At 73.3% G+C, this 12,424-nt stretch carries 12 protein-coding genes; 6 read left to right on the top strand and 6 right to left on the bottom strand.

What is annotated here, in order from left to right:
- Nucleotides 1-127: 127 nt before the first annotated feature.
- Nucleotides 128-1,429 (top strand): geranylgeranyl reductase family protein, encoded by a 1,302-nt coding sequence (locus tag LN251_RS33880; protein WP_458247966.1) that lies wholly within the window; start codon nucleotides 128-130, stop codon nucleotides 1,427-1,429.
- Here the strand turns inward: LN251_RS33880 and LN251_RS33875 are convergent.
- On the bottom strand, nucleotides 1,419-1,868 hold the full coding sequence (locus tag LN251_RS33875) for a nitroreductase family deazaflavin-dependent oxidoreductase (RefSeq protein ID WP_058926903.1): 450 nt from the start codon (nucleotides 1,866-1,868) through the stop codon (nucleotides 1,419-1,421). The genes LN251_RS33880 and LN251_RS33875 overlap by 11 nt on opposite strands.
- A 175-nt stretch (nucleotides 1,869-2,043) precedes the next feature.
- On the opposite strand from LN251_RS33875, the gene LN251_RS33870 reads away from it, so the two are divergent.
- The 3 genes from LN251_RS33870 (at nucleotide 2,044) to LN251_RS33860 (ending at nucleotide 5,265) form a co-directional block, all read left to right on the top strand.
- Nucleotides 2,044-2,751, top strand: coding sequence for a TetR/AcrR family transcriptional regulator (locus LN251_RS33870; RefSeq protein WP_458247965.1), 708 nt, complete (start codon nucleotides 2,044-2,046; stop codon nucleotides 2,749-2,751).
- A 616-nt stretch (nucleotides 2,752-3,367) separates the two neighbouring features.
- Nucleotides 3,368-4,603 carry a sensor histidine kinase gene (locus tag LN251_RS33865; protein ID WP_458247964.1) on the top strand — a complete coding sequence of 412 codons (1,236 nt, stop codon included), beginning with the start codon at nucleotides 3,368-3,370 and terminating at the stop codon, nucleotides 4,601-4,603.
- Nucleotides 4,600-5,265 (top strand): response regulator, encoded by a 666-nt coding sequence (locus LN251_RS33860; RefSeq protein WP_458247963.1) that lies wholly within the window; start codon nucleotides 4,600-4,602, stop codon nucleotides 5,263-5,265. The genes LN251_RS33865 and LN251_RS33860 overlap by 4 nt, the downstream gene beginning before the upstream one ends.
- Here the strand turns inward: LN251_RS33860 and LN251_RS33855 are convergent.
- Together LN251_RS33855 and LN251_RS33850 are read right to left on the bottom strand one after the other, a co-directional pair.
- Complete coding sequence (locus tag LN251_RS33855) at nucleotides 5,226-5,510, bottom strand: DUF6332 family protein (RefSeq protein WP_458247962.1); 285 nt, start codon at nucleotides 5,508-5,510, stop codon at nucleotides 5,226-5,228. The two genes, LN251_RS33860 and LN251_RS33855, sit on opposite strands and share 40 nt — an antisense overlap.
- A 70-nt stretch (nucleotides 5,511-5,580) precedes the next feature.
- Nucleotides 5,581-7,065 carry an MFS transporter gene (locus LN251_RS33850; protein WP_458247961.1) on the bottom strand — a complete coding sequence of 495 codons (1,485 nt, stop codon included), beginning with the start codon at nucleotides 7,063-7,065 and terminating at the stop codon, nucleotides 5,581-5,583.
- An 86-nt stretch (nucleotides 7,066-7,151) separates the two neighbouring features.
- On the opposite strand from LN251_RS33850, the gene LN251_RS33845 reads away from it, so the two are divergent.
- The gene (locus LN251_RS33845; RefSeq protein ID WP_058926908.1) at nucleotides 7,152-7,529 is read left to right on the top strand and encodes a MarR family winged helix-turn-helix transcriptional regulator; all 378 of its coding nucleotides are present in this window, start codon (nucleotides 7,152-7,154) and stop codon (nucleotides 7,527-7,529) included.
- Nucleotides 7,530-7,569: 40 nt separating this feature from the next.
- On the opposite strand, the gene LN251_RS33840 is transcribed toward LN251_RS33845, so the two are convergent.
- Nucleotides 7,570-8,304, bottom strand: coding sequence for a maleylpyruvate isomerase family mycothiol-dependent enzyme (locus tag LN251_RS33840; RefSeq protein ID WP_458247960.1), 735 nt, complete (start codon nucleotides 8,302-8,304; stop codon nucleotides 7,570-7,572).
- Between the two features lie 45 nt (nucleotides 8,305-8,349).
- Nucleotides 8,350-8,883, bottom strand: a complete 534-nt coding sequence (locus tag LN251_RS33835; RefSeq protein ID WP_458247959.1) for a VOC family protein — start codon at nucleotides 8,881-8,883, stop codon at nucleotides 8,350-8,352.
- 120 nt (nucleotides 8,884-9,003) lie between these two features.
- Here LN251_RS33835 and LN251_RS33830 point away from each other — a divergent pair, with 120 nt between their 5' ends.
- Complete coding sequence (locus LN251_RS33830) at nucleotides 9,004-9,465, top strand: GNAT family N-acetyltransferase (RefSeq protein WP_458247958.1); 462 nt, start codon at nucleotides 9,004-9,006, stop codon at nucleotides 9,463-9,465.
- Nucleotides 9,466-9,678: 213 nt separating this feature from the next.
- Here the strand turns inward: LN251_RS33830 and pepN are convergent, their stop codons facing one another.
- On the bottom strand, nucleotides 9,679-12,123 hold the full coding sequence (gene pepN / locus LN251_RS33825) for an aminopeptidase N (protein WP_458247957.1): 2,445 nt from the start codon (nucleotides 12,121-12,123) through the stop codon (nucleotides 9,679-9,681).
- Nucleotides 12,124-12,424: the final 301 nt, after the last annotated feature.

The raw sequence follows: 12,424 nt of genomic DNA, 5'->3' as shown, positions 1-12,424 counted from the left end.
CGCTCCTCGTGGGTGCGACGTTGTACAGGTGGATATCCGGATCCTCCCACAGTGGCCTGCGACGACGTCCGCCGTAGGATGCGGTGGACAGGTGCGGCAGCGGCTTGATCGGGAGCAGTAGACCATCGTGAGCAGCGAGAACTCTTCGGCGGACGACGTGCAGCGGGTGTGGGACGTCGTCGTGGTGGGCGCGGGACCCGCGGGGGCCTCGGCCGCCTACGCGGCCGCGGTGGCGGGACGGCGTGTGCTGTTGCTGGAGAAGGCGGAGCTGCCGCGCTACAAGACATGCGGCGGCGGCATCATCGGCCCCTCGCGCGACAGCCTGCCGCCGGGCTTCGAGCTGCCGCTTAGGGACCGCGTGCACGCGGTCACCTTCTCCCACAACGGCCGTTTCACCCGTACCCGCCGCTCCCGGCAGATGCTGTTCGGGCTGATCAACCGGCCCGAGTTCGACCAGCAGCTGGTCGAGCACGCGCAGAAGGCGGGCGCCGAGCTGCGCACGGGCGTCACGGTGCAGCGCGTCGAGCAGCACGGCTCGGCGGTGCCCGACCGGCGCACGGTCGCCGTGGTCCTACAGGGCGGCGAGACGCTGCTCGCCCGGGCCGTGGTCGGCGCGGACGGCAGCGCCAGCCGGATAGGAGCGCATGTCGGGGTCAAGCTCGACCAGGTGGACCTCGGCCTGGAGGCGGAGATCCCGGTGCCCGAGACCGTCGCCGAGGACTGGAAGGGGCGGGTCCTGATCGACTGGGGCCCGATGCCCGGCAGTTACGGCTGGGTCTTCCCCAAGGGGGACACGCTCACCGTCGGGGTGATCTCGGCCCGTGGCGAGGGCGCGGCGACCAAGCGGTACCTGGAGGAGTTCATCGGACGGCTCGGCCTCGCCGGGTTCGAGCCGAGCATCTCCTCCGGCCATCTGACCCGCTGCCGGGCCGACGACTCGCCGCTGTCGCGCGGCCGGGTACTGGTGTGCGGGGACGCGGCCGGGCTGCTGGAGCCGTGGACCCGCGAGGGCATCTCCTTCGCACTGCGCTCCGGGCGGCTCGCGGGGGAGTGGGCGGTGCGGATCGCCGAGGCGCACGACGCGGTGGACGCCCGGCGGCAGGCCCTGAACTACGCGTTCGCCATCAAGGCGGGCCTCGGTGTCGAGATGAGCGTCGGCAAGCGGATGCTGACGGTGTTCGAGCGCCGTCCCGGCCTGTTCCACGCGGTGCTGACGGGGTTCCGGCCCGCGTGGAACGCGTTCAAGGAGATCACCCAGGGGGCGACGTCCCTCGGCGAGCTCGTGCGCAGCCACCCGATGGCCCACCGTGCCCTGAGCGCGCTGGACCGGCGTCCGGCGGTCGACACGGGGCCCGGTGCCGAGGGCGGTGTCGCGGGTGGTGCCGCCGGTGGTGCCGCTGGTGGTGAGGGCGCCGAGCTCAGTTCGTGACGGTGATCCTGAAGACCGGGTGGTCGGGGGCGATGCGGCGCAGGTCGGCGTCGGGGGAGTCCGGGCCCACGCCGTTGAAGAACACCCCGACCTCGGCCTTCCAGCGCTTGAGGTAGGCCCGCAGCAGCGGGACCTTGTCGTCGTCGGCGACCTCGACGGCGGTGAACACGTCCACGTTCTTGCCCAGGCGGAGTTCACCGCCGCCGGCGGCGCGCATGTTGTGCGTCCACTGGACGTGGCCGCGCGGGGCGAGCAGGTACTGCTGGCCATCGACCGTCAGCAGGTTGACGGGGGTGGTGCGCCACTCGCCGCTCTTGCGGCCGCGGACCGCGAGGACCCGGGAGCCCCAGACGCTGAGGCCGCGGCGGGTCATCCAGGCGACCGCCCGGTTGAAGACGTTGACGGTGAACCAGCCGGGCTTCTTGACGTGCGCGGACATGATGACCCCTGTGGAGTGGGCGAGCGGCGCTCTCTTTTGTGAGCGGTGCTCTCGGTTTGCCGTACGGAGAGCAGTCTGCATCAGATCGCCGCTCTAAAGCAAGAGCAGTGCTCTCTTTTTTGATCGGCGCTCTCGTTTGTGTGCACTGCTCTGTTTCCGTGGCACACTGCACCCCATGAGCACCCCCCACAGCGCCCGCGCCCGAGCCCGGATCGAAGTCACCGCCGCCATCAAGGACGAGGCCCGCAGGCAGCTCGCCTCCGAGGGCGCGACCAAGCTCTCGCTGCGCGCCGTCGCCCGCGAGCTCGGCATGGTCTCCTCGGCCCTCTACCGGTACTTCCCCAGCCGCGACGACCTGCTGACGGCGCTCATCATCGACGCCTACGACTCCCTGGGCGAGGCCGCCGAAACGGCGGCGGAAGCCGTCTCGGACGCCACACCCACCCGGCGCTGGATCGCCGTCTGCGAGGCCGTGCGCGCCTGGTCCCTCGCGCATCCCCACGAGTACGCCCTGATCTACGGCTCGCCGGTCCCCGGTTACACCGCCCCGCAGAGCACCGTCCCCGCCGCCTCCCGGGTGGGTCTGCTGCTGATCGGCATCGTGCGCGACGCGATCAAGGGCCCCGGCGTGACCTTCCCTCCGCTGGCCCCCGAACTCCGCCCCGAGGCCGAGCGCCTCGCCGCCGACATCGCCCCCGACCTGCCGCCCGAGGTGGCGGCGGCGCTGGTCGCGGCCTGGGCGCAGCTGTTCGGGCTGGTCGGGTTCGAGCTGTTCGGTCAGTTCAACCGGGTCGTCGAGGACCGGGAGGCGTTCTTCCGGCACGCGGCGGCCCAGCTCGCGCTGGGCGTCGGAATCTCGGACCGCCCGTCGGCGAGGCGCTGACCGGGTCTCGCGCCCACGGAAGAAACGGCGCCGGGCGAGGCCACCGACGCCGCCGGGGCGCGCGCATCGACGTCGTCCCGTCCGGGGGCAGGTGCACCTCGTCGACCAGGGCGGCCGAATCCTCCGTGGCAGGTGCACCTCGTCGACCAGGGCGGCCGAATCGTCCGAGGCAGGCGCACCCCGTCGACCAGGGCAGCCGAATCCCCGGGGCGGGGCACGCCCACGCGTCAGCCTGGGGCGGCCGCGCCCTGTCCACCCGGGCAGGCTCACCTCGGCAACCGAGGCGGCCGCATCCCCCGGGGCGGGCGCGCCCACGTCAGCCTGGGTCGCCGCGCCCCTCCACCCGGGCGGACGTCCCCAAGTCAGCCCAGGCAGACGTTCCCAAGTCAGCCCGGGCAGACGCTCCCAAGTCAGCGCGGGCAGGCGCCCACATTCGCCCGGGCAGGCGTGTCTCCTCAACCCCGTAGCCGTGCCTCGTCTCCCCGTCGGGCAAGCGCACCCCCATCCCGGTGTGTGCGCCCACGGCGACCCCAGCGGCCGTACTTCCGGGGGAGTATGTGTGATCACCTCGTCCGGCTGACGCCCACCAGGCCGGACGGCGTCTAGCGTGGCCGTCATGGACGAGCGGCAGCGCGTGCGCGGGGGTGGCCCGCCGTGGGGGCGGCACGGGCCGCCGTGGGCGGGCCGCGGGGGCGACGGGGAGCGGGCGGCCCGATGGCCGTGGCGCTCCACCCTGCTGCTCACCGTCCTCGTGCTCTTCGGGTCCCACTTCGCCGCCCACCGGCAGCACGGCGAGCGGGCCGCCCTGGACGGCTTCGCGTGGGCGCTGCTGCTGGTCGCCTCGGGGCTGCTGCTGTGGCGGCGGCGGTATCCGGTGGCGGTGGCGTTCGGGACGGCGGCGGCGACGACGGTCTACCTCGGCGCGGGGTATCCGTACGGGCCCGTGTTCCTGACCGTGGTCGTGGCCTGCTTCAGTGCCGTCGTCGAAGGGCACCGCAGGGCGGCCTGGGGTGCGGTCGGCATGCTGTGGGTGGGGCATGTGCTGGTCGCGCACTGGCTGTACCGGTGGCTGCCGCCGGCCGGGGACCACGCCGCCTCCTGGGCGCAGGAGGGCGTGATCGCCGCGTGGGTGGCGGCGATCGTGGCGCTGGCGGAACTCGCGCGCGTCCGCCGGGAGCAGTGGGCCCGCGACCGGGCCGAGCGGGCGCAGGCGGCACGCCGGCGGGCCGACGAGGAGCGGCTGCGCATCGCCCGCGAACTGCACGACGTCCTCGCGCACAGCATCTCGGTGATCAACGTGCAGGCGGGCGTCGGTCTGGCCCTCCTCGACACCGACCCCGAGCAGGCGCGCACAGCGCTCACGACCATCAAGGACGCCAGCAAGGAGGCGCTCGGCGAGGTCCGCCAGGTCCTCGACACGCTCCGCACACCCGGAGACGCGCCGCGCGCGCCCGCCCCTGGCCTGGACCGGCTGCCCGAGCTGGTGCAGCAGGCCGCGAGTGCCGGTCTGACGGTGGACGTGGAGGGCGAGCCGCCGCGGCTCGCGCCCGGCACGGACCTGGCGGCGTTCCGCATCGTGCAGGAGGCGCTCACCAACGTCGTACGGCATTCCGGCTCGCGGCACGCGCGGGTGCGGGTCGGTCACGAAACCGGGACGCTGCGGCTGCGGGTCGACGACGACGGGCCCGCCACCGGCGCGGACGCCGGCGGCAGCGGCAACGGCCTGGCCGGAATGCGGGAGCGGGCCGCCGCCCTGGGTGGCACGATCGAGGCGGGCCCGCGCCCCGACGGCGGCTACCGGGTGCTCGCCGTACTGCCGTTGAAGCCCGCGGCCAAGGAGGACGACCGGTGATCCGTGTACTGCTCGCCGACGACCAGTCACTGGTACGGGCAGGCTTCCGGGCGCTGCTCGACGCGCAGCCGGACATCGAGGTGGCCGGGGAGGCCGCGGACGGCGAGGAGGCGCTGCGCAAGGTGCGCGAACTGCGCCCCGAAGTCGTCCTGATGGACATCCGCATGCCGGCGCTGGACGGTCTGGCCGCGACCCGCCGCATCACCGGGGACTCCGCTCTGGGTGAGGTGAAGGTGGTCATGCTGACCACCTTCGAACTCGACGAGTACGTCTTCGAGGCGATCCGCTCGGGTGCCTCGGGCTTCCTGGTCAAGGACACCGAACCGGAGGAACTGCTGCGTGCTGTGCGGGCGGTGGTCGAGGGGGACGCCCTGCTCTCGCCCGGGGTGACGCGTCGGCTGATCGCCGAGTTCGCCGCCCGTTCGAAGGAGCCCGCCGCCGTCGACGGCCTCGCCGAACTCACCGAGCGGGAGCGGGAGGTGATGGCGCTGGTCGGCATCGGCCTGTCCAACGAGGAGATCGCCCGCCGCCTGGTCGTCAGCCCGCTCACCGCGAAGACCCACGTCAGCCGCACCATGGTCAAGCTCGGCGCCCGGGACCGGGCCCAACTGGTGGTGCTGGCCTACGAGTCGGGGCTGGTCCGGCCGGGCTGGCTGGGCTGAGCCGCACGCCGGAAGTCCACCAGGACGCACACGACCCGGACGACGAACACGATCGGTGCCAGCGCCAGGCCGACCTGCAGCAGCAGCGCCGCCAGCAGGCCGGGCAGGTCGAGGAACAACGCCGGACCGGCGACGGCCGCGAACACCACCCCGGCCAGGAAGACCGCGCTGACCAGCGCGTATCCGACCTCGACGGTCAGTGCGTCCCGCTCGGCCTTGTGCGGCCGTCCCCCGTGCCCGTCCATCCGTGCAGTCTCACACCGGTGCGCCCGGCGGGCAACCAACTCCCGCCGGGCGCACTCGTGGAGGCTCCCCCTAGTCGCGTACGGGTACGCGATCCGCCTCCAGGGAGGTGGACTTGGCGACGACCACCGAGTGGGCCGGCCGGCGGGTGCGCAGGCCGGTGAGGGTGATGAGCAGGCCGGCCACCGCGACCCCGGTGACGACCAGGAAGCCGGGGCGGTAGCTGTCCAGCACGTTCTGGGCGGTGGCGTGCTCCGGGGTGTGGGCGGTCACCACCGCGGTCACGACGGCCAGGAAGATCGCGCCGCCCACCTGCACGGAGGTGTTGAGCAGGCCGGAGACCATGCCCTGCTCGTGGTCCTGCACGCCGTTCGTGGCCTGGATGTTGAGCGAGGGGAAGACCAGTGCGCAGGCCGCGCCGATGAGCAGCATCGACGGCAGGATCACGGCGGCGTAGACGGGGTCGAGATCGACGCGCAGGAACAGCGCGTACCCGAGCACCATCAGGGCGAAGCCGGCCGCGATCAGCCGCTGGGTGCCGAAGCGGTCGACGATCGAGCCGACCTTGGTGGAGGACACCGCGACCAGTGCGCCGGCGGGCAGGAAGGCGAGCGCCGTGTGCAGCGCCGACCAGCCCAGCAGCGACTGCATGTAGAGGGTGGTCAGGAACTGGAAGCCGACGTACGAGCCGAAGAAGGCCAGCGCGCCGAGCTGGGCGCGGATCTGGCTGCCGGAGCGCAGGACGCCGAGCCGGATCAGCGGGCCGGGGGAGCGGCGCTCGACCAGGACGAACACCGTCAGCAGGACGGCGACGGCCAGGAAGGACAGCAGGGTGCGGGCCGAGGCCCAGCCGGCCTGGGGAGCCTGGACGACGGTGAAGACCAGCAGCAGCATCGAGGCGGTGCCGAGGACGGCGCCGGGGATGTCGTAGCCGTTGTGGTCCTTCTCGCGTTCGCTGCGTGGCAGCAGCCTGAGGCCGGCCAGCAGCGCGATCAGGGCGATCGGCGCGGGCAGCAGCATGGTCAGGCGCCAACTGGCCTCCGTCAGCAGGCCGGAGAGGACCAGGCCCATGGAGAAGCCGGTGGCCGCGCAGGTGGTGTAGATCGACAGGGCGCGGTTGCGCAGGGGGCCCTCGGCGAAGGTCGTGGTGATGATGGACAGGCCCGCCGGTGCCGTGAAGGCGGCGCTGAGTCCCTTGATGAACCGGCTGGCGATCAGCAGCGGGCCGGAGTCGACGAGACCGCCCAGCAGCGAGGCGAGCGCGAAGACGCCCAGGGCGATCAGGAAGACCTGGCGGCGGCCGAGCAGGTCGGCGGTGCGGCCGCCGAGCAGGAGCAGACCGCCGTACCCCAGGATGTAGCCGCTGACGATCCACTGCAGGGTCGAGGTGGACAGGCCGAGGTCGGAGCCGATGGACGGCAGGGCGACGCCGACCATCGACACGTCGAGGGCGTCCAGGAACATCGCGGCGCACAGCACCAGCAGGGTGCCCCACAGTCGCGGGGTCCAGCGGACCGCCGACACCGGGGCCGCGGGGTTGGTGAGCGGAGAGGTCATGCCCACAGACACTACATGCGTGTGCATCGAATGCAAACGCATTTAATTCCGATGCAATGAAATCGTTTCTCTGCTACGGTGCGCTCATGGCGGCGAAGAAGGCCGAGCAGGCGCTCGTGGACCAGTGGCGGGACATCCTCGCGCTGCATGCCCGCACCCAGTGCGAACTCGACCGCGCACTGCACGGACACGGCCTGTGCGCCAGCGACTTCGAGGTGCTCGACGTGCTGTCGGGGGACTCCTGCGCCTACCGCGTGCAGGAGATCGCCGAGCGGGTCCACCTGAGCCAGAGCGCGTTGTCCCGCCTGATCGCCCGGCTGGAGAAGGACGGTCTGGTCGACCGCGCCATGTGCGCCGAGGACCGCAGGGGCGTACGGGTGGCACTCACCGACAAGGGGCGCGCGCTGCACGGCGAGGTGCTGCCGGTACAGCGCGCGGTCCTGACGAAGATGCTGGCGGGCTGAGGGCGTTCCGAGGAGGCCGGCGGGCCGGGGGCCCCGTTCCTCAGACGATGGCGGACCTCGCGTGCCACAGCGCGGCGACCGAGGCGTCGCCGGTCACGCCCGGAAAGGGCACCCGGTTCCACAGGGCCAGGTACAACCGCGCGGCAGACCCGGCCACTTCGCAGTCCGCGGCACCGCTGTCGTCCCGCAGGGTCACAGGAGGCTGCGCGGACAGGCGTACGGTCCACACCGCGCCGTCGACGTCCGTCGCCCGCACCCGCAGGGCCCGGGGCTCCTCGCTGCGGACCTTGCTCCTGGCGCGGGCGTGGAACCCCCTCAATAGTTCGTCGACACCGTCCGCGGCGAACTCGCGGGCGATGTCGCCGAACGCCCCGCCCCCTGCCGCCTCGGCGTCGATCCGGTGCACCGTCGTCTCGTGCGCCTGCCGCCTGGTCCAGAACGCGAGCGGTGACGGCGCGGGCAGGAAGTGCCAGCACTCCAGGTCGGACGGGGCGGCGGCGAGGGTGTCGACGAGACGCCGGTGCCCCGCACGGAACCACTCGAGCAGTTCGGGGCCGTCGAGCTCGGGCGGCTCGCCCATGGGGCGGGGGGAGCCGTACCCCTCGCCGACGAAACCGGCCGCCCACCGGTGCACCACCCCGGTGTGGCGCAGCAGGTCCCGCACCGTCCAGTCCGCACACGTCGGCACCTTGGCATGCGTGCCGGCCCGCTCGGCGGCCACGGCCAGCAGTCGGCCCTCCCGGTCCAGGGTCCGCAGGAACTCCACTGTCTCCATGAGGGGAGTGTGCCGCACGGAGCGCGGCCGAGGGCAACCGCTGCGTCAGCCGGTCGTCCGCACGGGCGCGCTGCCGCGCCCCTGGCTCCGGCCGCTGACCTCGGCGTCGAACGTCTCCTGGGCCACGCGCATGACCTCGGCGTACCCGGGTTCCCGCAGCCGTTTCCACATCTCGTCCTCGGATACGTCCTCGACGCGGGCGACCACCCACCAGATGGTGCCGAAGGGATCCTTGACGCGTCCTCCGCGCTGACCGAAGGCGTCGTCGGCGAGGGGAGTGACGACCTTGGCGCCCGCCTCGACGGCCCGCGAGAACGCCTCGTCCGCGTCCGCGACGAACACCCGCAGCAGGCTCGGCATGACCGGCCAGTCGGGGCTTCGGTCGAAGGCCAGCACCACCGTGTCGCCGACGCGGATCTCGGCATGACCGATCGCCCCGCTCTCGGTCGCCACCCGCGCCAGCTCCTCGCCCCCGAACGCGTGGCTGACGAAGTCGAGGAAGGCCCCCGTGTCCTCGGTGACGACCCAGGGCGCGACGGTCGTGTAGCCCTCCGGGGCGTGGTTGCGCGGCTCGGACATGGCGGTCCTTTCGAGGAGGTCGCTCGGACGACGCCGACGGTAGGCGGCCAGTAGGCCGGTCCCGGTCCTAGATGTGGGACGCTTCCGCGCCGGACCGGCCGTCCCGATAGCGTGGTGATCATGGTGGACTGGGGACTGCGGCCGGCGACGCGGGCGGACGTCGAGGCCGCGGCGGAGTTGCGGGCCGTGGTGATGCGCCCGGATCTGGAGCGGCTCGGGCGGTACGACGAGCACCGGGTGCGGCAGCGGCTGCGGGACGCGTTCGCACCGGAGCACACCTGGGTCATCGAGGCCGACGGCGCGTTCGCCGGCTGCGTGGCCCTCCGTCCCGCCGAGGACGCGCACTGGCTGGAGCACTTCCTCCTCGTCCCGTCTCTCCAGGGCCGCGGTGTCGGATCGGCGGTGCTGCGCGAACTGCTCGGGCGGTGCGACCGCGCCGGCGTGCCCGTCCGCCTGAACGTCCTGCGGGGCAGCCCGGCCCGCCGCCTCTACGAACGCTTCGGGTTCGTGTCGCAGCGCGAGGACGCGGTCGACGTGTTCATGCTCCGCGCCCCGGCCGCCGTCGCCGCGGGGAGCCCCTGAGCGGACGGCGGCCGGGTAACGCGCTGCCGCTGCGCCTCGACATCCCCGACCTCGGCGTCCGGGCGCCGGTGGTGCGGCGGGGGCTGGACCGGCGGGGAGCGATCGAATCCCCGCCGTTCGACCGGGCGGGCGTGGTCGGGTGGTACGGGGCGGGCGTCGAGCCGGGGGCCCCGGGAGCCGCCATCATGGTGGGGCGACGGGTGCCGTGGTCCCTCAGGCGGTCCCGGCGCGGGTGCGCAGCATGCGGGCGATGGCGTCCGAGCGTTCCAGCACGGTGGTGCGGACGACCGGGGGCGCCTCGGCGGAGGCCTGCCGGGCCTGGTCGAGGTAGCCGGCATCCACGGCGTACGGCGAGAGCAGGTACCGGGTGTAGCCCATCGCCGGGATCATTCCGCCGATGTGCAGCCGGGGGATCGACTCCAGGTAGAGCCGGGTGTGGGGGGCCAGCAGGTCGTCCTGACCCGGGCGCCAGAAGGCCCCCGCGATCTGGCCGACCGCGGAGACGGGGACCTCGCGGTCCACGGCCAGCCGCTGCCAGACCTCGGCCTTCGCGGCGGCGTCCGGCTGGGCCGCGCGTACGGCCAGGGCGCGGACCCCGGCGTCGGGGTCCGGGTCGCGTTCGAGCAGCAGCGCGGTCTCGGCGGCGACGTCCCCGCCCAGCTCCGCCTCGCGGACCAGCGCACGCCAGCGCAGGTCCACGTCGTCCCCGGCCTGTGCGCGCAGCCACTCCAGATCCTCCGGGCCCGTCGCGGTGCGGGCCAGACCGCGCAGCGCCACCTGCCGGCGGCCGGGGTCCGCGGCGAGGTCCCGGCAGGCCGCGGCCACGGCCGCCGTCAGCCGGGCGCGTTCTGCTGACGGCGCCCACAGTTCGGCGATGTTCGCCGCGAGGTCCAGATACGGCTCGATCACCGCGTCGGACGTCTCGGCCGACAGGACCACGGTGACGCACCGCCCGGCCTCCGCCGCTGTGGCCTCGCCGGTGATCAGCATGTCCCACACCGCGGCCACGGCCACGCCCCGGGAGACGGCCGTGGGCAGCCGCGCCGCCGTGTCGAAGAAGGCGTCCCTCGTCGCGGGGTCGGGGCGGGTGGTGGCGAAGGTGAGGTTGTCGTCGTTGACGAGCAGGACGTCCGCGGCCGGCGGCAGGCCGGTCACCGGGGTGCGGGACCCGGTCACCTCGACGCGGACCAGCGCGGCGCGCTCCAGCGCCTCGCCGGCACCGCCCTTCCCGTGGTACGCACCGACCGCCAGCACCTGCGGACGCGGGGTGCCGGCGGCCACCACCGTCACGCTCTCGCCCTCCCGCTCCAGGGAGAACCGGTCGGTGCCCGCCCGCTCCAGCCAGGCGGCGCGCCAGGCGTCCAGGTCGCGCCCACCGGCCTCGGCGAGAGAGTCGACGAGGTCCTGCAGCGAGGTGTTGCCCCATGCGTGGCGGGCGAAGTAGGCGGCCATGCCCGCCCGGAAGCGGTCCTCGCCGACGTACGTCATCAGCTGGTGCAGGACGGCCGCGCCCTTGGGGTAGGTGATGCTGTCGAAGATGGACGCGGCCTGGGCGACGTCGTGGATGGGCTGGTGGATCGGGTGCGAGGCGGGACCCTGGTCGGCCAGATACGCCCTGAGCCTGTTGCCCGCCAGATGGGCCGCCCACGCGTCGGTGTAGCGGGTGGCGCCCTCGGCGGCCCAGTGGCAGGCGAACTCCGCGAACGCCTCGTTCAGCCACAGGTCGTCCCACCAGCGCATGGTGACGATGTTGCCGAACCACATGTGCGCCATCTCGTGCAGCAGTACCAGGGCGAGCAACTCCCGCTCGGCGGGCGTCGGTTCGGACCGCCGCAGGAAGGCGTCCGACCAGGTCACGCAGCCGTAGTTCTCCATCGCGCCGCCGAACTCCGGCATGAAGACCTGGTCGTAGCGGCGCTGCGGGAACGGCATGGCGAAGGCCTCGCCGTAGAAGGCGAGGCCCTGGCGGGTGAGGGTGAAGATTTCGTCGGCGTCCCGGTCGAGGACCTCGGCGAGCGAGCGGCGGGCGTACAGGCCCAGGTCGTGGCCGTCGGCCTCGCGGCGGATCTCGTGGAAGGGGCCCGCGTTGACGACGGTGTTGTACACCGACAGCGGCGGGGTGTCCGGGTAGGCCCAGCGCCGGGACGCGCCCAGGTCCTCGACGCGGGCGTCACCGGAGTTGCTGGTGACGGTCCAGGCGGCCGGTGCCGTGACGGTGAAGGCGTGCGGCGCCTTGAGGTCGGGCTGGTCGAAGCAGGCCCACACGAACCGGGCCTCGTCCGGCTCGAAGCTCATCCACACATAGACCTCGCCGTCCGCGGGGTCGACGGCCCGGTGCACACCCGGGCCGGCGGCCGTGTCGGACTGGACGCTCTCCACGCGCAGCACGTTGTGCCCGGCCAGGGCGGGCAGCGGGATGCGGCCGTCGTCGCCGGGGGTGAGGGCGGCGCCGTTCAGCGTGGCGCCCTTCACCTGGGCCGCGCAGTCGACGAAGGTGTCGGCGCCGGGCTCGTGGCAGGTGAAGGTGACGGTGGAGACGCAGCGGATCTCCGGCCCGGTGGGCAGAGCGGTGAGATCGATCTCCAGGTCGTACCGCTCGACCGTGAGCAGCGCGGCCCGTCGCTCGGCTTCGCCACGGGTCAGGCTACGGATCCCCATGTGTTCTCCCTCGGCAGACAGCGGAGGTCAGAGTACGTCGGCCGGGGGCGCGGAGCGCAGGCATTTTCGACCGTCCCGGGCGGCCCGCAAAGGGCGGCCGTCCGGGACGGCACGGAGGCGCGGCGCACGACACCCGCCGTCCTGGCCCGTACCCCATCAGCCGCGCGAGTGGCGGTGCTTGACCCCGGCGGGACGTACTCGGGGTCGCCGAAGTCCCGCAGCCGGACCCGAGGCAACTGCCGGGAGTCGGGACGTAGTTCGCGAACTCACTGTTCGGACGCCGCAGTTGCTCGCGCACGGC

This window comes from Streptomyces sp. MAI_2237 (assembly GCF_054189285.1).
The sequence above is the reverse complement of the archived record's forward strand: the minus strand, read 5'-3'. Positions and strand labels throughout refer to the sequence as shown.